Here is a 19,305-nt window from a genome sequence, read left to right as displayed (position 1 = left end):
TAGGGCGCAGGTATGACGCGGGTTCTACACACGGGCGACACCCACCTCGGCTATCAGCAGTACCACCTGCCCGAGCGCCGCGAGGACTTCCAGCGGGCGTTCGAGCAGGTGGCTGCGGACGCGGTCGACGAGGGGGTCGACGCCGTCGTTCACGCCGGTGATCTCTTTCACGACCGCAAACCCAGACTGAGTGATATCATGGGCGCACTCTCGGTGCTTCGGGACCTCGACGGCGCGGGGATTCCGTTTCTCGCCGTCGTCGGTAACCACGAGGGCAAACGCTCCCAGCAGTGGCTGGATCTGTTCGAGTCGATGGGGCTGGCGACGCGGCTCGGCAGCGAGCCAGTGCGGGTCGGGGACGCTGCCTTCTACGGACTGGATTTCGTCCCGCGCTCGAAGCGCGACGAGCTCGACTACGAGTTCGCTCCCCACGACGCGGAGTACGCCGCTCTGGTCTCGCACGGCCTCTTCGAGCCGTTCGAACACGGCGAGTGGGACGCCGCCGAGATCAGTCGGGAGGCGACCGTCGAGTTCGACGCCATGCTGGTCGGTGACGACCACGAGGCGAAGACCAAGCAGTTGCCGGACGACACCTGGATCACCTACTGCGGGTCGACCGAGCGTGCGAGTGCGAGCGAGCGCGAGGACCGCGGCTACAACCTCGTCAGTTTCGAGGAGACCGTCGACATCCGCCGTCGCGGCCTCGACACCCGCGAGTTCGTCTTTCTGGATATCGAACTCCGTCCCGGCGAGGGCAGCGAACGGGTCCGCGAGCGGATCGACCAACACGAGGTAGAGGATGCCGTCGTCATCGTTCGGCTCACGGGCGAGGGCGAACAGGTCATGCCCGCCGGGATCGAGGAGTACGCAGACGATCAGGGCGCGCTCGCGACGCGGGTCAACGACCAGCGCGAACTCGACGAGGAGACCGACGTAGAGGTCTCCTTCGCGGACCCCGACGAGGCCGTCCAGCGGCGGATCTCGGAACTCGGATTGAGTCCTGCCGCCCGGGATCTCGACGAGACGATCCGCGCGAGCAAAGTCGCCGACTCCAACGTCGCCGACGAGGTCCAGCGCCGCGTCGAGGAGTTCGTCGCCGAGGCCGACGCCGAAGCGTTCACCAGCGCCGACGAGGGGGCGAAAGCAGACGCCGACGATCAGAACGGGACAGCGACCGCGGAGATGGACGAGCGGGCCGCGGACGGCGGCGGCGATTCCGAAAGTGACGGTCAAGTGACAATGGAGGATTACCTGTGAGATTCGACCGGATTCGACTGGAGAACTTCAAGTGTTACGAGCAGACCGACGTACGGCTCGATCCCGGCGTGACAGTTATCCACGGCCTCAACGGCAGCGGGAAGTCCTCGCTGCTCGAAGCCTGCTTTTTCGCGCTGTACGGGGCGAAGGCCCTCGACAAGACCCTCGACGAGATCGTCACCATCGGCGCCGAGGAGACCGTCGTCGAACTCGACTTTACCCACGGCGGCGAGGGCTATCACATCCGGCGGCGGATCCGGGTCAGCAGCGGTGACGCCCGGACCGCGGAGTGCGTGCTGGAGGGGCCGGGGGGGACGACCGAAGGGGCGACCGACGTGCGCGAGCGAATCGCCGGGCTCCTGCGAATGGACACCGACGCCTTCGTCAACTGCGCGTACGTCCGGCAGGGGGAGGTGAACAAACTGATCAACGCCTCCCCGTCGGTGCGTCAGGACATGATCGACGACCTGCTGCAACTCGGGAAACTGGAGGAGTACCGCGAGCGGGCGAGCGACGCCCGCGTCGGCGTCGGTCGCGTTCGGGACGACAAACAGGGCGCGCTCGCGGAGATCGACGACCAGATCGAACAGAAAGAGTCCAAAGACCTCCACGGGCGGCGGACCGAACTCGAAACGCGGCTGGCGGAGATCGACGAGAAGATCGAGGAGTACGAGAGCGGGAAGCGGAAAGCGGAGAAGACACAGGAACAGGCCGAATCGATCATCGAGGAGTACGAGGAGAAGCGGGCCGAACTGAGCGAGCTAGACGAGGAGATCGGCGAACTCAGAGAGGAGATCCAGTCGACCGAACGCACCCGGGCAGATCTCGCCGACCGGATCGACGAGAAGCGAACGGCCCGAGAGGAGGCCGAGCAGAGCCGCGACGAGTTGCTCGCGGCGGCCGACGGCCTCGATGCCGATCCCGAGAGCCTCGGCGGCGACGACATCGACGACGCGCTCGCGGCGGTGACCGAAGAGATCGACGACCTCACCGAGAAGATCCGGGAAGCCAGCGTCGAGAAACAGGAGGCCGACAGCGAAGCCGAGACCCTCCGCGAGCAGGCCGAGCAGTTGGAGGCCGACGCCGCAGAGGCCCGCGAGGAGGCCACGGACCTCGACGCGGAGCGGGAGGAGGCCGAGGAACGGATCGAATCGACACGGGCGGAGATTGCGGAGATGGACGAGGAGATCGACCGACTCCGCGACACCTTCGCGGACGAACCCGTCGAGTTCGGTGAGGCCGAGGCGTACTACGAGTCGGTCAGCGACGACCTCGGGGAGTGTCGAGAGAGACGAGCCGAACTGGAAGCGACGCTCGAAAACGAACGCGAGCGCCTCGAAGAGGCCGAACAGCTACGTGAGGCCGGCAAGTGTCCGGAGTGCGGCCAACCGGTCGAGAACTCGCCGCACGTCGAGACAATCGACGAGTACCGCGAGCGTGTCGAGGAGCTAGAGAGTGAGTTGACGGAGCTAAGCGAGCGCATCGAGACCCTCGAATCACAACGGGAGACGGCCGAACAACTCCGCGAGCGCGAACAGCGCGTCGAGGAACTCGAAAACAACCGGGAGAATCTCCGGCAGCTACTCGACCAGCGCGAGGACGCCGTCGCGGAGAAGCGCGACCGAATCGAACAGCTCCGCGAACAGGCCGAGGAGGCGGCTACAGAGGCCGAACAGAAGCGGTCGGCCGCTCAGGAGGCCGAACAGCGCGCTACCGACCACCAGGAACAGATCGCGTCGTACAACCGCGAGAAGGCGACGCTCGCGGAGAACCGCGACCGCCTCGAAGAGCTGTCGGACGTGCTCGACCGGATCGACTCGCTGGGTGAGGAGATCGAGCGCCTCCGCGAGCGCCGCGAGCAGAAGGAGTCGCTGAACGACGAACGCCGCGAGCGCCTGGCGGAGAAACGCGAGCGCCGGAACGAACTCCGAGAGGAGGTCGACGACGACCGGATCGAGAAGGCACGTAGCGAGCGCGACAGGGCCGCCGAACACATCGAGAAGGTCACGGACGCGCTGGAAGAACTCGAAACAGAGCGGTCGGAGCGCCAGGAACAGCTCGGCGGCATCGAGAACGAACTCGACCAGTTAGAAGAGCTACGCGAGCGGCGGGCCGAACTGGCCGAAACCGTCGAGCGCCTGGAGTCGTTGCACGACGAGGCCGCGGAACTAGAGGAGATGTACGGCCGGCTCCGTGCACAACTGCGGCGCAAGAACGTCGACACGCTCGAACGGATGCTCAACGAGACCTTCGAGTTAGTCTACGAGAACGACACCTACTCGCGGATCGAACTCGACGGCGAGTACCACCTGACGATCTACCAGAAAGACGGCGAGGCGCTCGATCCCGATCAGCTCTCGGGCGGCGAGCGGGCGCTGTTCAACCTCAGCCTGCGCTGTGCGATCTACCGGCTGCTCGCCGAGGGAATCGAGGGGACCGCGCCGATGCCACCGCTGATTCTCGACGAGCCGACGGTCTTCCTGGACTCGGGACACGTCACCCAACTCGTCGAACTGATCGAGTCGATGCGCGACCGCGGCGTCGAGCAGATCCTGGTCGTCAGCCACGACGACGAACTGGTCGACGCGGCGGACGAACTGATCACGGTCACGAAGGACTCGACGACGAACCGCTCGACGGTCGAACGCGGGCGACTCGGCGAGCAGGTGCTCGAAATCTAGTCCGCGGCGGGACCGTTGCCGCCGGCGTACTCGCGGGTCGCGTCGACCAGCGTCTTCCGGTACTCGCTCTCGTCCGGGTCGGCCGACAGCGAGCGGAACCAGCCTTTGAACCGCTCGAAGTCGATCTCCGGTGCGTCCGCGGCGGCGGCGTGGGCCAGGTCGTACAGCCGGTGGTCCGGTTCGACGAGGTTGTGTCGCTCGACCAGCCCCAGCGCGAAGGCGGCGTTGACCGCCGTAATCTCGGGGTCGCTGGCGGCGCTGGTTCTCGCGGCCTCGTGTCCGAACCGATCCCACGCCGGGGCGGACGGCTGATCCGCGAGCGCGCTCGCGACGCTGGATTCGAGGAAATCGACGAGTTTGCCCGCCGGCGCGACCGACAGCCAGAGGTCGTCGGCGTAGATATCCTTCATGTGGTTCGCGATCTGTCGGCAGTGTGTGAGTTTCCGTCGCTCGACAGTGCGGCCGGCCAGCGCGAGAAAGATCACTTCCTCCATCGACTGCGTGTGTGAGGGGTGGCCGCGCTCGTGGTGGTGCATGTGTGCGAACTCGTGCAAGGCGAGTTCGCGGGCCATCGCGCTCGTCGCGGCCTGCTGTGAGATCGTCAGCGTGTGTCCGTCGGCGGTGTGCTTGACACGCGTCCGTTCGTCGGGATCCTCGACGATCCGGACGGTCACCGGGTCGTCGAGTGTCGCCTCGCGCTCGAAGAGATCCCGCGCGGCAAAAAACGGCTCGACCGGGCCAGAACCCTCGACCTGTACGTCCATAGACGCCCTGACGTATGGCGTGGGGCCGTATTACTGTTGCGGGGATGTGACCACGACACACGGAGTCACTTCAGCGTCACGTACGAGAGAAACCCGACGGCGATCAGTTCCAGGATCCGCATCCCCAGCACGACCTGGCCGACGAGCGGATCCGTCGAGTACAGCATCGACATGCTACTGAAAAAGAAGGCGATGGCGACGAGATTCTCGATCAGCCAGACGACGCTAAACGCCAGCAGGCCGAGAACCATCGTCGAGCGGAACCGCTGGTAGTTCCGGAACCAGACGACCGCAAGCGACGCGAGCAAGACGCTGTTGACGGCGGTGAGCGCGATGCCGGCAATCGTCGGAGCGTCCATGGCCACGTCAGTTCACCTCCTCCGCGATGTCCTCGAACGTCTCCGCGTGTCGCTCGAACTGGTCGGTCAGGAAGTACAGTTTCCCGTAGTTGTGATCGCTCGGTTCGACGACATCGTGTTCCTCTAACATGTCCAGGTGGTGTGTGATCGTGTTGTAATCGACGTCCAGTTCCTCTGCGAGTTCGTTCGCGTTACGGGGGCGGTCTCGGAGATTCCGAACGATTCTGACCCTGTTAACTCCACCGCGAGTGCCGGCGAAGAGATACCACAGGGCTTTCTCCATAGACTGTCTATTGGTGTAAACGGGGTACGCATAGACGTTTCGACACGACTACGCGGTGACCGTCCGTTCGACCCACCCGGCCGCACCGTCGGGCGAGGAACTGGTCTCCTCCTCGGTCTGGAGGGTCCCGTTGCCGTCGGTGGCGCGAACCACCACGTCGTGGCTCCCGTCTGGATCGAAGGTGTGTCGCCACTGTCGCCAGACATCTCCGTCCGGAAGCGGGTCCGAGAGGTCGGCGTCGGCCCACGAATCGCCGCCGTCGGTAGAGACCTCGACGCGGCTGATCCCACGCGTGCCGGCGTAGGCGTGTCCTGCGAGTTCGATCCGGCCGTCGTCGAGTTCGGTGATCCCCTCGTCCCAGAGTTTGGCGACGGTCTTGACCTCGCCGGTTCCCTCCCAGCCGCGCTCCTCCCAGTAGCCATCGGTCTCCGTGTTCAGCAGTTCGATCTCGGTGAGCCACTTGACGTTCGTCTCGCCCCAGTGGCCGGGGATCAGCACCCGGACCGGGTGGCCGTGACTCTGGGGGAGTTCCTTGCCGTTCATCCCCCAGGCGAGAAAGCCGTTCCGGAGCACGTCGGTCGGAAACTGGACGTAGTAGCCGTCGTCGCCGCGCAACATTGCACAGTCACAGTCACTCTGTGGGTCGACGGCGTCGAGCAGCGGACCGAGCGGCGTTCCCGTCCAGACCGCGGTGTCGAGTTTCTTGCCGTTGAGGTCCTCACCGACACAGCGGAGCGTGACGAACCGGTTCTCGACGTCCCGTTCGATCAGGTCGTCGAACTCCACCGTCAGTTCCCGGCCGACGTCGCCGGTGAACGTCAGCGACCACTCCTCGCTCGTCACTTCGGGATCGAACTCCGCGATGTCGACGTTGTAGAAGCCGTCGATGTCGCTGACCAGACCCGGAAGGTCGTCGCTGGCGGTGTCGAGTCGGTTCGCCTCGGCTTCCGACAGGCGTTCGTCCGCGCCCTCGGCGTTCGGGGCCGCGTCGAGCGGAGCGTCGCCGTGTAGCAGGCGGCCGGTGACGGCTGCCGTGCCGGCGAATCCGAGCGCAGCGGCGAGGGTACCGAGCGTCCGGCGCCGGGACCGGTCGACCGAACCCGCTGCGGTCTGAACGCCGCCGACCGCAGTGAAGACGGCCATCGGTCCCGCGGGTGCTAACGCGAGGAGCGGTTCGCGCGTCAACGCGGCAGAGAGCAACCAGACACCGACCCCAGCGGCGAGGCCGCCGACGAGTGGTCGCTCCGTGCGCGTGCCGAGACGGACGCCGGCAAGCGAGACGAGGCCGAACAGCCCGACGACCGCGCCGAGCGCCAGTCCGATGTGAACCAGATGGCCCGCCTCACCGACGTTTTCGATCATGAAGGTGACGATCGGCCCCGGAGTGAGGTTGACGATCTGTTGATCGACCGGCGCGACGACGAACTGGCGCGACCAGCCGACCGCGACGAACGAACCGGCAACCGCCGTGACGGCGGACAGCGCGGCAGTGAGTGTTTCCTCTCTGTCTGGGCGGTCGATCATACGTTATTGAGGGGCTACCGTCACTTGAATTGCGTCCTCGACGGCGGGGTACTCGAAGCCGTCAGCAACCTCACGCAGCGGTCGCACGACACCGCCCTCGTCGTCGCCCTGGTCGGGGCTGTTCTGTGCCGGCGCCTGGTCGGGATCGAACCCCGGCTCGCCGTTCGGTTCGGTGCCGGCATCGTAGAGGCCGATGGCGTCGGTCACGTCGCCCGCAACCGGCTCACCGTCTGCTGGCCAGAGGGCGATCCCCTCCGGTGACGGCGAGAAGAAGAGGTCGTTCGAGGGAACAAACATCGACGCGAAGGAGAGACGCTGTCCCGGTTCGGCCTCGATCTCGAACTCGAACGCCCCGCCGGGGGCAATCGGGGGCGCACCCGGCACCGATCCCATCGGATCGTTCGGATCAGCGACGGTATTCTCGGGCGTGTACGCTCCCGCGTGCAGGACCGCTGATTCCTCCATCGAACCGTCCATGGAGTCATCGTCCGTGGAATCGTCATCCATCGAGTCGTCTCCCTCCATCTCGTTGTCCATCCCCATGTTAGCCATCTCGGTCAATTCGTCGACCAGTCCGGGTTCGCCCTCGAAACCCGTCGGCGGACCGGCCTCAGCGAGCGCTTCGAGACCGATCGTCGCGGACTCTCCCTCGGTGTAGATCGGATTCGTGCCGGTGTGTACTGCGTACGCGCCCGGGGTGATCCAGATCTGACCGCCCGTCGAGGCGTCGGACGGGTAGAAGTCCGTCGGCGCCACGTTCTCGATCCGGACGGTCATCGTGACCGACTCCATCGTCCCGTCGTCCATGGAGCCCTCATCTTCCATGGAGTCGTCGTCATCTTCCATGGAGCTGTTGTCCATCGTCTCGTCTGTGTTGTCGGTGCTGTTGTCGCCGCTGTTCGTGTCGTCGCCGACACAGCCAGCGAGTGCGAGCGCTGCAACGGTCCCGCCGCCGAGCAGGAACCGCCGCCGGGTTGGATCTGAACTCATGCACTCGTGACGACGGGAGAACCCACTAAAACGATTTTTCAACAACGGGATAAATTCCGCTCGAATTCGGTTGCACATCTCTCCAAATTCCGTTCAAGTTCTCGGTTCCGTCTTGCCTTTTCGACTTTTCCACGTCGGCGGAAAATCTGTGACATGTTCCTGGTACTTCGGGAATCAAGCGTCGAACTTCGGGGCGAGCTTCGAGTTCGATCGGATCACGAACTCGAAACGCCGTCACTTCCCCTCGTGGCAAGCTTCGAGTTCGCAAACAGCGCGAGCACGAAACACCATCGCTCCCTCCGGTCGCGATGAGCCTCGCAGTCGCTTCCGTTGGTCCCGACTGCGAAACGCCGACACTCGTGTCGGGCTTCGTGTTCGCTTTGACAGCGACCACGAAACACTATCCTTTTGCCTCTCCTACCGGTATGCCTCTGTAATAATGGGCCGACGAAAGAAAATCGTAGAGGAATGCGAGACGCTGATGAATACACCGGAGAATATCCGGAACATTGCCATTGCGGCACACGTTGATCACGGGAAGACGACGCTGACCGATAACCTGCTCGCGGGGGCGGGGATGATCTCCGACGAGACCGCGGGCGAACAGCTCGCGATGGACACCGAGGAGGACGAACAGGAACGTGGGATCACCATCGACGCGGCGAACGTTTCGATGACCCACGAGTACGAGGGCACTAACCACCTCATCAACCTGATCGACACCCCGGGCCACGTGGACTTCGGCGGCGACGTGACACGCGCGATGCGTGCCGTCGACGGCGCGCTCGTGGTCGTCGACGCCGTCGAGGGGGCGATGCCGCAGACCGAGACGGTGCTACGACAGGCGCTCCGAGAGGGCGTCAAGCCGACCCTGTTCATCAACAAGGTCGACCGACTCATCTCGGAACTCCAGGAGGGCCCCGAGGAGATGCAGGAACGGATGACCGCCGTCATCCGGGACGTGAACGACCTCATCCGCGGGATGACCGAGGAGATGGACGACATCGACGACGACTGGACCGTCTCCGTCGAGGACGGCACCGTCGGCTTCGGCTCCGCGCTCTACAAGTGGGGTGTCTCGCTGCCGTCGATGCAGCGGACCGGGATGGACTTCGGTGACATCATCGAACTCGAACGAAACGACAAACGGCAGGAACTGGCCGAGCGAACGCCGCTGTCGGACGTCGTGCTCGACATGGTCTGTGAGCACTTCCCGAACCCCGTCGACGCACAGCCCCGTCGTATCCCGCGGATCTGGCGCGGCGACGCCGACTCCGATCTCGCGGAGGGCATGCGCCTGGTCGACGAGGACGGCGAGGTCGTCTTCATGGTCACCGACATCTCGATGGACCCCCACGCGGGCGAAATCGCGACGGGTCGGGTCTTCTCCGGCACGCTCGAAAAGGGCCAGGAGCTGTACGTCTCCGGGACGGTCGGCAAGAACCGCCTCCAGAGCGTCGGGATCTTCATGGGCGGCGAACGCGAGGAGGTCGAACAGGTCCCCGCAGGCAACGTCGCAGCCGTGACCGGTCTGCAGGACGCCATCGCCGGTTCGACGGTCTCCAGTGTCGAGATGACGCCGTTCGAGTCCATCGAGCACATCTCCGAGCCGGTCATCACGAAGTCCGTCGAGGCGAAGAACATGGACGACCTGCCGAAACTCATCGAGACGCTCCAGCAGGTCGCCAAGGAGGACCCGACCATCGACATCGAGATCAACGAAGACACCGGCGAGCACCTGATCTCCGGACAGGGCGAACTCCACCTCGAAGTCGTCACCCAGCGTATCGAGCGCAACCAGGGTATCCCGGTGACGACCGGTGAACCGATCGTCGTCTTCCGCGAGGCGCCACAGACCGAGAGCCGCGAGGTCGAGGGCATCTCCCCGAACCGCCACAACCGCTTCTACATCTCGGTGACGCCGCTCGACGACGACATCGTCGAGGCGATCAAGCAGGGCAAAGCGTCGATGGACATGCCCGAACTCGAACGCCGAGAGGCGCTGCAGGAGGCCGGCCTCGACAAGGACACCTCCCAGAACGTCGAGCACATCCACGGCACGAACATCATCATCGACGACACGAAGGGGATCCAGCACCTCAACGAGACGATGGAGCTGGTGATCGAAGGGTTCGAGGAGGCGCTCAACGACGGGCCGCTGGCCGCCGAACCGGTCCAGGGCTCGCTGATTCGCCTGCACGACGCCCGCCTGCACGAGGACGCCATCCACCGCGGCCCGGCACAGGTCATCCCCGCAGTTCGCGAGGCGCTGCACAACGCCTTGATCGACGCCGAGATCAAGCTACTCGAACCGATTCAGGAGGTTCGTATCGACGTGCCCAACGACCACATGGGCGCCGCGTCCGGCGAGATCCAGGGCCGTCGTGGCCGCGTCGACGACATGTACCAGGAAGGCGATCTGATGGTCGTCGAGGGCGTCGCCCCCGTCGAGGAGATGATCGGCTTCTCCTCGGACATCCGCTCCGCGACCGAGGGTCGTGCCTCCTGGAACACCGAAAACGCCGGCTTCCAGGTCATGGCCGACAACCTCCAGCCGGAGACGATCAAGGAGATCCGCGAGCGCAAGGGGATGAAGACCGAACTGCCCGAGTCGATCGACTACTTCTAACGACGCCGGCTCTATCTTTCCGTTCTCCGCTGTCGAGGTAACAGAGCAGTTGCTGACTCGCAGACAGCACGACAATCTGTGTCACGGGGTCCGCTCGCAGAGTACCGACACCGAACTCAGTGCTGTCGGCGTCGGAGTAGATAGCCGACGCCCGCGAGAGCGGCGACGGTCGTCGCCGGCCCGAACCCGGGGCCGGAGCCGTCGTCGCTCTCCGAGCCGTCGGAACCGTCGACGGCGAGCAGATTGCCGCTCGTGCCAGATTACCGCTATCGGCGGAACGCGGACCCGGTTGCCCGCTCACTCGGAGCCTTCCTCACCGGCCCGCATCTCGTAGATTTCCTCGGCCATCTCGATCAGTTTCTCCTCGGCCTCCTCGGGACTCATGTCGTCCGGGAGCGAGCGGGCGTCGCGCTCGCGGCGCTCGTGTTCGTCCGGCGTCTCGGTCCGACGGCGGGTGCGGCCTTCGGTGAACTGCTCGTCCTCGACATCGGAGTCCTCGTCGGTGAAGATTTTGACGCCTTTGGCGACGGCTTCCTCGCGTTCCTCGTCCGGGACGCGTTCGACGCTGGCGTTGGCGGCGATCATCTCGGCGTCCGGCCCGACCAGTTCGTCGAGTTCCCGCCAACTGAGCCTGATGATCTCACCTCTGTCGACCAACCGCGGAAGCGACGGGAGCCGGTGGAGCGAGCAACAGACGTCCGAACGCTGTTCGGGCGCGACAGCCTTCTCGACGGCGAGACTCTCCGCCAGAAGCAGTGCCGCCTGCGCCTCTCGGCCGCCGTAGACCGGCATCTCTTCGAGGCCCGCGAGACTGACGATCGTCTCGTCGCGCTTGCGGTTGCCCCGGTCCAGAATCTGGGTCTGGACGTGATACCGAAACGGCGGGAGATCCGGAGCGTCGACCGTGTGTGTCCGCCGGATGCGGTTCCAGCAGGCCCAGACGACCTCGCCGCGGAAGGCGAGTTCGGACTTCTCCAACACGGCGAGTTGGCCGTCCTCACCGACGTAGCACTTGATCTCGCAGGTGCCGCCGGCGGGTTTGCCGGGGTTGTTCTCGCGGTCGACGATCGCTTTCCCCCCGAAGGTGAAGTCGTCGCCCGGGCTGACCCGCTCCGGGAGCAGCGACTTGATGTGTCTCGTGACCCGTCGATTGTACAGGCGTCCCGGGTTCGAGCGACTGGACATGCTCCCCTATGGTTCGTATTCACACAGCGGCGTATGCTAATCTTGCCCCGTGAGTATCAACAGTGATAATTAGAGTTACTCGTCGCGGACGCTCGGGTGCTGTGTCGGACCCTCGGGATGGCGGTCGGCGAAGTACTCCTGCATGACGGCGAGCGTCTCTTCCTCGCGGCGCGCTCGCTCCTCGTCGGTGATCTCTTCACAGCCCGGAGGGACGTCGCGGCCGCGGTCGGTGAAATACCCCTCGGGGGCGACCCAGTCGTGGTAGAACGGCACCTCCGAGTCGTGGATCACCGAGAGCGCGACTTTCGCGCCGTGACCGGCGCTGACGACGGTCTGGTGGGGTTCGCCGGCGATCCGACCGGCGGCGTACAGTCCGTCGACGCCGGTAGCGCCGTCGTCTTCGACGTCGATGTACGCCTTCGATCCGCGGCTGATGATCCCGATGCCGTCGATGTCGTCGAGATAGCTCGTGTCCGCCCACGAGGCGCAGATGACGTACTCGCTCCGGTAGCGGTCGTCCTCGGTCTCGACCAGAAACCCGTCCTCGGTCGGTCGCACCGCCCGGACGGTCCCCTCTCGGATCGTGCAGTCGTTGCGCCGGGCCTGATCGCGAGTCAACTCGAGATACCGGCGGGCGTTGATCCCGGCGGGGAACCCGGGGACGTTTTCCAGGTGTGCGTTGCGGTTCAGGATCGACTGCCCGCCCTGCAACACCGTCGTATCGAGTCCGGCGCGGGCGGTGTAGATGCCTGCGGTCAGGCCCGCGGGGCCGGCACCGATGATCGTTACGGCTGGGGTCGTGCTCATACGCGGCGTTCGAACCGGGTCCATATGTGCCCGGTCATTTTAGTCCGCAGACGCCCTTACTGTGGGTGTGGACCGTCTCGAAGTCAGTACGCTGGTGTACTTGCCGCCGCCGGAGATCTACGACTTTCTCGTCGATTTCCCGCGGTACGCGAAGTACTCGGAGTATCTCGACGAGATCCGCCGATACGGAGACGGCCGCCCGGAGACGGAGTACGATCTGACCTTCGCGTGGTGGAAGCTCAGCTACACCGCCCGGTCGAAGGTCACCGACATCGACCCGCCGAACCGGATCGACTGGGAACTGATCAAGGATCTCGACGCCAGCGGTTACTGGCAGATCGAACCCGAACCCGAATCGGCACCAGAGGAGGAGTCGACCGCCTCCCGCGTCAGGTTCTACGTCGAGTTCGATCCCGACTCGGCGAGTGCTGGAGCGATCGATCTCCCCGCGCTGACCTCCGTCGATTGGGTCGTCCGGAAGGTGACGCCGAAGATCCGTACCGAGGCCGAACAGATCGTCCGGCGGATCGTCCGCGACCTCGAAGGGCGGCGGCGAGACGTGCCCCTCGAAATCCACGAGACGCCGGACTCCGTTTAGAAGCCGAGGATTGCCGCGGCGATCAGGACGACGACGATCAGGACGCCGAGCACCACGAAGACGGCGTTTTCCGGGTCGATCTCTCCCGGTTCGAGCGGCTGGTTCCGGTCGAGCGTTCCCGCGATGTTACCGCCCGAGCCGTCGCTCTCGCCGGTCGTCTCCTCGGCGCTCACGTCCTCGACCGAGAATCGCCACTCGTCGTCGCTGTCGTCGTCATCGATCTCGCCTGGCGGTGCTGCCATACGCCGTCCTACGACATCGAGAAGGAAAAGTCTGCCTCGCTACCGAATCCGGGTGCCTAGCGGTGCGTCCTCGTGGGTGGTGAGCAGGTCCGCCTGCTCGCCCGCCGCGAGCACCATCCCGTTGGACTCGTAGCCGAACAGTTCGGCTTTCTCCATGTTCGCCAGCAGGACGACCCGCGTACCGGGGAGGTCGTCGGTATCGTGCAGTTGTTTCAGGCCGGCGACGACCTGCCGGGTCTCGACGCCGATGTCGACCTCCAGCCGAACCAGTTCGTCGGCGCCGTCGATGGGTTCGGCCGCGGTGATTTCACCGACGCGCATGTCGATGTCCTGAAACTGCTCGAAGCTAATCCGTTCGTCTTCGAGCGCGGGTAGATCGGCGGCCTCCTCGGACTCGTCGCTGTCGTCGTCGGAGTCGTCGGACTCGGCGACCCGGTCGCGAAGCTTCTCGTTGAGGGCCTCGATGGTCTCGTCTTCGACCTGTGTGAACAGTTCCTCGGGTTCGCCGAACTGTTCGGGCGGTTCTTCGAGGGCGGCCGACAGTTCCGGATCGTGAACCGATCCGTCCTCGCCAAGTTGGGCCCACAGATTCTCGGCCTTCTCGGGCATGACTGGCTGCATCAACAGCGCACAGGCTTTGGCGAGTTGGACGCAGTCGCGGATCACCTGTGCGGCCTCTTCGGGGTCGTCGTCGACGAGGTTCCACGGCTCGTTCTGCTGGATGTACTCGTTGCCGAAATCCGCGAGGTCGACGGCGACCTGGCCGAGCGTCCGCACGTCGTACTCGGCGACTGCGGTCTCGAACTCGTCGATTGCGGCCTCGATCCGCTCGACGACCGCCTCGCTCGGATCGGCCTCCGGCGTGCCGTCGTAGTTGCGGTGGGCAAAGAGCAGGCCGCGGTAACAGAAGTTGCCGAGGTTGCCGACGAGTTCGCCGTTGACCCGCTGCTGGAACCGATCCCAGGAGAAGTCCACGTCGTTTTCCAGCCCGCTGCCGGTCGCGGTGTAGTAGCGGAACAGATCCGGGTGGAACCCCTCGTCGAGATACTCCGAGGCCCAGACGGCCCGGCCCCGCGAGGTCGAGAGCGACTTGCCGTCGATGCCGACAAAGCCCGTAGCGAGGACCGCCCGGGGTTCGTTGTAGCCCGCGCCCCGGAGCATAGCCGGCCAGAAGACGCAGTGATGTTGGATAATGTCGGGACCGATCAGGTGAATGATCTCACCGGAGTCGTCGGTCCACGCCTCGTCCCACTCGGTGCCGTGGCGTTCCTCGCCGTCGATCTTCCAGGCCTGCTCCCAGTCGAAGGTATCGGCACCGACGCGTTCGGTGTACTGTTTGGTCGAGGAGACGTACTCGATCGGTGCGTCGACCCAGACGTAGAGCACGAGATCCTCCTCTCCATCTCCGGGATAATCGATCCCCCAGTCCATATCGCGGGTGATACAGAGGTCTTCGAGTTCGCCCTCGATCCACTCCCGCGGCTGGCTCTGGGCGCGCTCGGTGCCTTCGAGACGGTCGAGAAAGCCCTGGAGATACTCCTGGAAGTCCGAGAGACGGAGGAACTTGTGGTCCCGTTCGCGGTACTCCGCGGGGTTGCCGGTGAGCGTGCTCGTCGGCTCCTCGACCTCGCCGGGTTCGAGGTGGCGCTGACAGCCCTCGTCACACTCGTCGCCTCGCGCTCGCTCCCCGCAGTACGGACAGGTTCCCTCGACGTACCGGTCCGGCAGCCACTGGTCGGCGTCGGGATCGTACGCCACCTGGATCTCCTTCTCGTGGACGTGGTCGTTGTCGATCCACGAGCGGACGAACTCCTGGGTCAGTTCCGTGTTGGTCTCGTCGTCGGTGTGGCCGTAGTTGTCGAACTCGACGTTGAACTGGGGAAACCGTTTCTCGTACTGTTCGTGGTACTCGAGTGCGAACTCCCGCGGTTCGACCCCCTCCTCCGCGGCGTTGACCGCGACGGGCGTCCCGTGCATATCGGAGCCACAGACGAACGCTGTCTGTTGGCCGACACGCCGCAACGCCCGACTGAACAGGTCACCAGCGACGTAACTGCGCAGGTGGCCCACGTGGAGGTTGCCGTTGGCGTAAGGCAACCCGCAGGTGACCACCGCTGGCTGGTCCGTCGGTAGTTGGTCGTGGCTCATGGTCTCTTCTGGGACGTGCGGCATAAAAAGCCGGCCGGTTTGTCACGGCACGTTCGAGACTCACTCCAGACTCGGGCCGCGGATCGCTCGCTCGTCGTGATAGACGACCGCGTACGCGACGACGAACGCGGCCGCGAGGGCGATCCATCCGGAGCCGATCCCGATGCCGGACGGCGAGAGGAAAGAGCCGACGAACCAGATGAGAACCGTCCCGGCCACCGAGACGCCGAGAAACTGCGGGAACTGCTCACCGTCGGTTCGCGAGGCGAGAACGTACGCCGTTGCGAACACGACCGGAATCGCGCCGGCGGCGAAGGAGAGTTGCGTCGTCGGGTTCGGAGGCGTCAGGACCGCACCGAGAGCGAACGCGACCAGCAGTAACACCGCCACCTGCTTGACGAACTGGCGAAGATCAGTCATAGCCGGTATACGGCCGCCAGCCACCTGAACCTGTCCGTGTCAGAGCAACTGCTCGACGGCGGTTCGCACCGCCTCCGCCGCCGCCTCGACATCTGACAGCCGGACGTACTCGCGGTCGGCGTGAGCGACAGGACCCTCCTCGTCGGCGAGCACGCCGGGGCCGAAGACGACGACGGGCGCGTCGTCGGCGAAGTACGAGGCCTCGGTTGCGGCCCCGAACGGGCGCCGTTGACCGCCGCTTGCCGTCGCCAGCGCCTCGACCAGCGACGCGTCGGAGTCGGTCGCGAAGGCCTCGGGTGCGGGCATGTCGGGCCGAATCAACCCGACCTCCAGGTCGTACCCGTCCGTGAGCCAGCCGTCGAGATGCTCGCGAAGATCAGCAAAGAACTCCTCGACCGTCTCGGGGGGGACCGTCCGGCGGTCGAACTGGATCGTGCACTCCCCGGGGATCTGGTTGATCGCCTCGCCCCCCTCGATGACCGAGGGAGTCAGCGTCGGTCGGCCGAGCAGGTCGTGTGCGCCCGGTCCGCGGGTTTCGTCGTAGGACTCGAGCGCCTGGAGGATCGGCGCGGCCGTCCGGATCGCGTTCTCGCCGTTCGCGGGATCGCTGGCGTGGCCGCTCTCGCCGCGGATCCGCACCTCGCCCTCGAACTGCCCGCGGGCGGCGATACACACGTCGAGATCGGTCGGCTCACCGACGATGTAGCCGTCCGCGTCGAGCGTCTCGCCGAGGTGTGCGCCGCCGGTCTGTGTCGTCTCCTCGTTGGTGGTCACCGCCAGCGTGAGTCGGCCGTCGATCTCCGCGTGCAGGAAGGCGTCGACAAAGGCCGCGAGCGGTCCCTTGGCGTCACAGGCACCGCGTCCGCGGACGAGATCACCCTCGCGTTCGTAGGGGACATGCGGCGGAACGGTGTCGATGTGGGTGTTCAAAACGAGTTGGTCGCCCGTCCCTCTGTGGGCGAGGACGTTGCCCGCTTCGTCGATTTCGGGATCGACACCGGCGGATGCGAGTGTCTCGACGAGGAGATCACGCATCGCCGTAACGTCCTCGTGCGACGGCGTCGAGACCGCTTGCTCGTGAAACGCCGGGAGTCGAAAGCTCATTTCCGAAGGGCTCTCAGGTGAGGAGTGCGACCATTGCGAGTCCGATGCCCGCGATGATCACGAGCGCGGTCCAGAAGAGGACGATCGCGTAGACGTGTTTGACGTACTCACTGTCGTCGTCGACTGGCATCAGGACGATGTCGGGGAGACGGCTCATAGTCGGGCTTGGCCCCCCGGGTATAAAAATCCGAACGAACTCCTACGAGTCGAAGCCGGTCTCGACCCGGGTCACGTCGGCAAGCGTCTCGCGCTCGCGGACGACCCGAGCGCCGTCGTCGTCGAGTGCGACCTCGGCGGGGCGGGGCTGTGAGTGGAACTGGTTGGCGAGTTCGTAGCCGTACGCGCCGGCGTTGCCGATGGCGAGCAGATCCTCCCGCCGGGGCCGGGCAATCGGACGGTCAGTGCAGAAGACGTCCGCGCTCGTACAGCACGGCCCCCCGACGGAGACGGGTTCGGGTTCGCGGTCGGGGGCGCTGACGTTGCGGATCGGGTGATAGGAGTCGAACATCGCCGGTCGGATCAGCGTCGCCAGCGAGGCGTCGACGCCGACGACGGTCGCCGCGTCGGTCTCTTTGATCGTGTTCACCCGAGTCAGGATGAGTTCGGCGTCGGCGACGACGTATCGGCCCGGTTCCAGCGCCAACTGCGCGTCGAGGTCACCGACCGCCTCCCGGACGCGCCGGCCGACGACCGACACGTCCAGCGGGTCGTCCTCCTCGCGGTACGGCACGCCGAAGCCGCCGCCGATATCCAGAAATTCGAGGTCGCCGACCGCCCGGGCGACGTCAGCGACGGTCTCGATGGCTCGGCAGTGGTCGTCGAGGTCGTCCTGGAGGACGCCGCTTCCCACGTGTGCGTGCAGGCCGACCAGATCGAACCGCTCGCGCAACTCGGCGGCCAGTTCGGGCACCTCCGCTTTCGGAATCCCGAACTTCGCGTCCTTGCCGGTCGCCACCTTCTCGTGGTGACCGGTCCCGATACCGGGGTTGATCCGGATCGCGACGCGCCCGTCGTAGCCGGCGGCTTCCAGCCGGTTGAAGGTGTCTCGCGCGCCGGCGGTGATCGTCAGTCCCGGGTGCTCAGCGCCCAACTCGGCGGCGTACTCCACGTCCGCCTGTGGAGGGTTGACCGCCGTGTACTGCAGCGTGTTCGGATCCGCTCCGGCCGCAATCGCCCGTTCGAGTTCCCCTCGTGCCGCACACTCGATGTCCGCACCGGCGTCGAGAAGCGTCGAAAGCACCGCACGACCGGTGTGGGCCTTGGCGGCGTACATCACGTGCGCGTCGGGAAACGCCGACGCGAACCGCTGGTAGTTCTCGCGGACCCGCTGTGGGTCGAGGACGTACAGTGGCGTGCCGTGTTCGTCGGCCAGCCGTTCGAGCCGACGGTGATCCCAGTCGGCCAGGCGACGAATCGGCGGCGAAGAGGCTGTCATTGTTCGTTCGTCGGTACTCGGGCGATTGAATCCTTCGATTGCGCGGACAGCCTCCGGAACCGGACCCACAGCGTCGACCGGGATCAGTCGTCGGAGCTCCGGCCGGGAACGGTCCGGCTGGGTCGGTTCATCTCCGGCGGCTCTGGTCGGTCGGAACGACGAGCCCGACCCGCTACCCACACGATACGCGGGCAGCGGAAAGACCAGCGGTGCGGCCAACCCTGCCGCGAGCGCGATCTCGTTCACGTGGATGCACCTCGGTGCGGCGTTCGGACGCCCGAATACTGTCGCTTACGCGCCTTCAGTTCTGAAAGGAACGCTTAGTTAGTCCTCGCTGAGGATGCCCCAGCGCGTCAGGATGAGGAGAACGGCGTAGCCGATCACGCCGAGTCCAAACAGCACGACGGGGATGAGAAACGGACCGACCGCGTCGACGACAGCATCAACCATCAGTCGGCGGGGTCACATTCGAGAAGCTCACAGACGTCGGAGTCGGCGTCGAAACAGTCGGGACACTGCGGGGCGCGGTCGATGATCGTGTCGAGGCGCTCTGCGACCGTCTCGTCAATGACCGGTTCGAGCTGTCGGGCCTCCGTGCGGAAGTCCTCGACTTCGAGCACCTCGACGAGAAACCGCTCGATGATGCAGTAGTTCTGCAGCGCGTCCCGCGCTCGCACGATCCCCTCGTCGGTGAGTTCGACGCCCTTGTACTTCTCGTGCGAGCAGAGACTCTCGTCTTCGAGTTTGCCGATCATCTCGTTCGCGCTGGCCGGGCTGACGTCGAGCATCTCCGCGATCGAACCCGTCGATGCCGGGCCGTTTTCGATCTCCTGGACAAGGTAAATCGCCTTGAGATACTGGTTTGCCGTGTTCATTGGT

The 19,305-nt window shown here is 65.3% G+C and carries 20 protein-coding genes; 4 read left to right on the top strand and 16 right to left on the bottom strand.

What is annotated here, in order from left to right; translation table 11 throughout:
• Positions 1-12 precede the first annotated feature (12 nt).
• Both mre11 and rad50 read left to right on the top strand, forming a co-directional pair.
• Positions 13-1,257 carry a DNA double-strand break repair protein Mre11 gene (gene mre11, locus GRX03_RS08830; RefSeq protein WP_159763844.1) on the top strand — a complete coding sequence of 415 codons (1,245 nt, stop codon included), beginning with the start codon at positions 13-15 and terminating at the stop codon, positions 1,255-1,257.
• The gene (gene rad50, locus GRX03_RS08825) at positions 1,254-3,938 is read left to right on the top strand and encodes a DNA double-strand break repair ATPase Rad50 (RefSeq protein WP_368278229.1); all 2,685 of its coding nucleotides are present in this window, start codon (positions 1,254-1,256) and stop codon (positions 3,936-3,938) included. Before mre11 ends, rad50 begins: the two co-directional genes overlap by 4 nt.
• On the opposite strand, the gene GRX03_RS08820 is transcribed toward rad50, so the two are convergent.
• The 5 genes from GRX03_RS08820 to GRX03_RS08800 form a co-directional block, all read right to left on the bottom strand.
• A complete protein-coding gene (locus GRX03_RS08820) occupies positions 3,935-4,702 on the bottom strand; it encodes a DUF5781 family protein (RefSeq protein WP_159763843.1) in 768 nt (255 codons plus the stop codon). The genes rad50 and GRX03_RS08820 overlap by 4 nt on opposite strands.
• A gap of 65 nt (positions 4,703-4,767) precedes the next feature.
• On the bottom strand, positions 4,768-5,061 hold the full coding sequence (locus GRX03_RS08815) for a hypothetical protein (protein ID WP_159764166.1): 294 nt from the start codon (positions 5,059-5,061) through the stop codon (positions 4,768-4,770).
• Positions 5,062-5,068: 7 nt separating this feature from the next.
• Positions 5,069-5,344 (bottom strand): winged helix-turn-helix domain-containing protein, encoded by a 276-nt coding sequence (locus GRX03_RS08810; RefSeq protein WP_159763842.1) that lies wholly within the window; start codon positions 5,342-5,344, stop codon positions 5,069-5,071.
• Positions 5,345-5,392: 48 nt separating this feature from the next.
• The gene (locus GRX03_RS08805; RefSeq protein WP_159763841.1) at positions 5,393-6,868 is read right to left on the bottom strand and encodes a molybdopterin-dependent oxidoreductase; all 1,476 of its coding nucleotides are present in this window, start codon (positions 6,866-6,868) and stop codon (positions 5,393-5,395) included.
• Between the two features lie 3 nt (positions 6,869-6,871).
• A complete protein-coding gene (locus GRX03_RS08800; protein WP_159763840.1) occupies positions 6,872-7,858 on the bottom strand; it encodes a spondin domain-containing protein in 987 nt (328 codons plus the stop codon).
• Positions 7,859-8,297: 439 nt separating this feature from the next.
• On the opposite strand from GRX03_RS08800, the gene GRX03_RS08795 reads away from it, so the two are divergent.
• Positions 8,298-10,487, top strand: a complete 2,190-nt coding sequence (locus GRX03_RS08795) for an elongation factor EF-2 (RefSeq protein ID WP_159763839.1) — start codon at positions 8,298-8,300, stop codon at positions 10,485-10,487.
• Positions 10,488-10,603: 116 nt separating this feature from the next.
• On the opposite strand, the gene GRX03_RS17055 is transcribed toward GRX03_RS08795, so the two are convergent.
• The 3 genes from GRX03_RS17055 to GRX03_RS08780 form a co-directional block, all read right to left on the bottom strand.
• Positions 10,604-10,729, bottom strand: coding sequence for a PGF-CTERM sorting domain-containing protein (locus GRX03_RS17055; RefSeq protein WP_159764165.1), 126 nt, complete (start codon positions 10,727-10,729; stop codon positions 10,604-10,606).
• Between the two features lie 55 nt (positions 10,730-10,784).
• Positions 10,785-11,672, bottom strand: coding sequence for a hypothetical protein (locus GRX03_RS08785; RefSeq protein ID WP_159763838.1), 888 nt, complete (start codon positions 11,670-11,672; stop codon positions 10,785-10,787).
• A 75-nt stretch (positions 11,673-11,747) separates the two neighbouring features.
• On the bottom strand, positions 11,748-12,479 hold the full coding sequence (locus tag GRX03_RS08780) for an NAD(P)/FAD-dependent oxidoreductase (protein WP_159763837.1): 732 nt from the start codon (positions 12,477-12,479) through the stop codon (positions 11,748-11,750).
• 67 nt (positions 12,480-12,546) lie between these two features.
• Between GRX03_RS08780 and GRX03_RS08775 the strand changes: the two genes are divergently transcribed.
• Positions 12,547-13,077: a type II toxin-antitoxin system RatA family toxin gene (locus GRX03_RS08775; protein ID WP_368278226.1), complete on the top strand. Its 531-nt coding sequence runs from the start codon at positions 12,547-12,549 to the stop codon at positions 13,075-13,077.
• On the opposite strand, the gene GRX03_RS08770 is transcribed toward GRX03_RS08775, so the two are convergent.
• From GRX03_RS08770 to GRX03_RS08740, 8 genes are all read right to left on the bottom strand, one after another.
• A complete protein-coding gene (locus tag GRX03_RS08770) occupies positions 13,074-13,319 on the bottom strand; it encodes a DUF7312 domain-containing protein (protein WP_159763836.1) in 246 nt (81 codons plus the stop codon). The two genes, GRX03_RS08775 and GRX03_RS08770, sit on opposite strands and share 4 nt — an antisense overlap.
• Before the next feature lie 39 nt (positions 13,320-13,358).
• Entirely contained in the window at positions 13,359-15,467 is a 2,109-nt protein-coding gene (gene metG / locus GRX03_RS08765) for a methionine--tRNA ligase (RefSeq protein WP_159763835.1), read from the bottom strand.
• 60 nt (positions 15,468-15,527) lie between these two features.
• Positions 15,528-15,887, bottom strand: coding sequence for a hypothetical protein (locus GRX03_RS08760; RefSeq protein WP_159763834.1), 360 nt, complete (start codon positions 15,885-15,887; stop codon positions 15,528-15,530).
• Positions 15,888-15,926: 39 nt separating this feature from the next.
• Positions 15,927-16,991, bottom strand: a complete 1,065-nt coding sequence (locus tag GRX03_RS08755) for a M20 family metallopeptidase (RefSeq protein WP_159763833.1) — start codon at positions 16,989-16,991, stop codon at positions 15,927-15,929.
• 13 nt (positions 16,992-17,004) lie between these two features.
• Complete coding sequence (locus GRX03_RS08750) at positions 17,005-17,148, bottom strand: hypothetical protein (RefSeq protein WP_159763832.1); 144 nt, start codon at positions 17,146-17,148, stop codon at positions 17,005-17,007.
• A 42-nt stretch (positions 17,149-17,190) separates the two neighbouring features.
• On the bottom strand, positions 17,191-18,426 hold the full coding sequence (gene lysA, locus GRX03_RS08745) for a diaminopimelate decarboxylase (protein ID WP_159763831.1): 1,236 nt from the start codon (positions 18,424-18,426) through the stop codon (positions 17,191-17,193).
• A gap of 324 nt (positions 18,427-18,750) precedes the next feature.
• Positions 18,751-18,876, bottom strand: a complete 126-nt coding sequence (locus GRX03_RS16895; RefSeq protein WP_267902771.1) for a hypothetical protein — start codon at positions 18,874-18,876, stop codon at positions 18,751-18,753.
• Positions 18,876-19,301: a metal-dependent transcriptional regulator gene (locus GRX03_RS08740; protein ID WP_159763830.1), complete on the bottom strand. Its 426-nt coding sequence runs from the start codon at positions 19,299-19,301 to the stop codon at positions 18,876-18,878. Before GRX03_RS08740 ends, GRX03_RS16895 begins: the two co-directional genes overlap by 1 nt.
• Positions 19,302-19,305: the final 4 nt, after the last annotated feature.

Source organism: Halovenus carboxidivorans (assembly GCF_009831575.1).
GTDB lineage: Archaea > Halobacteriota > Halobacteria > Halobacteriales > Haloarculaceae > Halovenus > Halovenus carboxidivorans.
The sequence above is the reverse complement of the archived record's forward strand: the minus strand, read 5'-3'. Positions and strand labels throughout refer to the sequence as shown.

Bases quoted from the DNA above. Each gene is read 5' to 3' on its own strand.
- GRX03_RS08760 (WP_159763834.1), bottom strand. From the start codon at position 15,887: ATGACTGATCTTCGCCAGTTCGTCAAGCAGGTGGCGGTGTTACTGCTG.
- GRX03_RS08810 (WP_159763842.1), bottom strand. From the start codon at position 5,344: ATGGAGAAAGCCCTGTGGTATCTCTTCGCCGGCACTCGCGGTGGAGTT.
- GRX03_RS16895 (WP_267902771.1), bottom strand. From the start codon at position 18,876: ATGGTTGATGCTGTCGTCGACGCGGTCGGTCCGTTTCTCATCCCCGTC.
- GRX03_RS08755 (WP_159763833.1), bottom strand. From the start codon at position 16,991: ATGAGCTTTCGACTCCCGGCGTTTCACGAGCAAGCGGTCTCGACGCCG.
- GRX03_RS08820 (WP_159763843.1), bottom strand. From the start codon at position 4,702: ATGGACGTACAGGTCGAGGGTTCTGGCCCGGTCGAGCCGTTTTTTGCC.
- GRX03_RS08795 (WP_159763839.1), top strand. From the start codon at position 8,298: ATGGGCCGACGAAAGAAAATCGTAGAGGAATGCGAGACGCTGATGAAT.
- lysA (WP_159763831.1), bottom strand. From the start codon at position 18,426: ATGACAGCCTCTTCGCCGCCGATTCGTCGCCTGGCCGACTGGGATCAC.
- metG (WP_159763835.1), bottom strand. From the start codon at position 15,467: ATGAGCCACGACCAACTACCGACGGACCAGCCAGCGGTGGTCACCTGC.
- mre11 (WP_159763844.1), top strand. From the start codon at position 13: ATGACGCGGGTTCTACACACGGGCGACACCCACCTCGGCTATCAGCAG.
- GRX03_RS08800 (WP_159763840.1), bottom strand. From the start codon at position 7,858: ATGAGTTCAGATCCAACCCGGCGGCGGTTCCTGCTCGGCGGCGGGACC.
- GRX03_RS08780 (WP_159763837.1), bottom strand. From the start codon at position 12,479: ATGAGCACGACCCCAGCCGTAACGATCATCGGTGCCGGCCCCGCGGGC.
- GRX03_RS08740 (WP_159763830.1), bottom strand. From the start codon at position 19,301: ATGAACACGGCAAACCAGTATCTCAAGGCGATTTACCTTGTCCAGGAG.
- GRX03_RS08815 (WP_159764166.1), bottom strand. From the start codon at position 5,061: ATGGACGCTCCGACGATTGCCGGCATCGCGCTCACCGCCGTCAACAGC.
- GRX03_RS08770 (WP_159763836.1), bottom strand. From the start codon at position 13,319: ATGGCAGCACCGCCAGGCGAGATCGATGACGACGACAGCGACGACGAG.
- GRX03_RS08805 (WP_159763841.1), bottom strand. From the start codon at position 6,868: ATGATCGACCGCCCAGACAGAGAGGAAACACTCACTGCCGCGCTGTCC.
- GRX03_RS08785 (WP_159763838.1), bottom strand. From the start codon at position 11,672: ATGTCCAGTCGCTCGAACCCGGGACGCCTGTACAATCGACGGGTCACG.
- GRX03_RS08750 (WP_159763832.1), bottom strand. From the start codon at position 17,148: ATGAGCCGTCTCCCCGACATCGTCCTGATGCCAGTCGACGACGACAGT.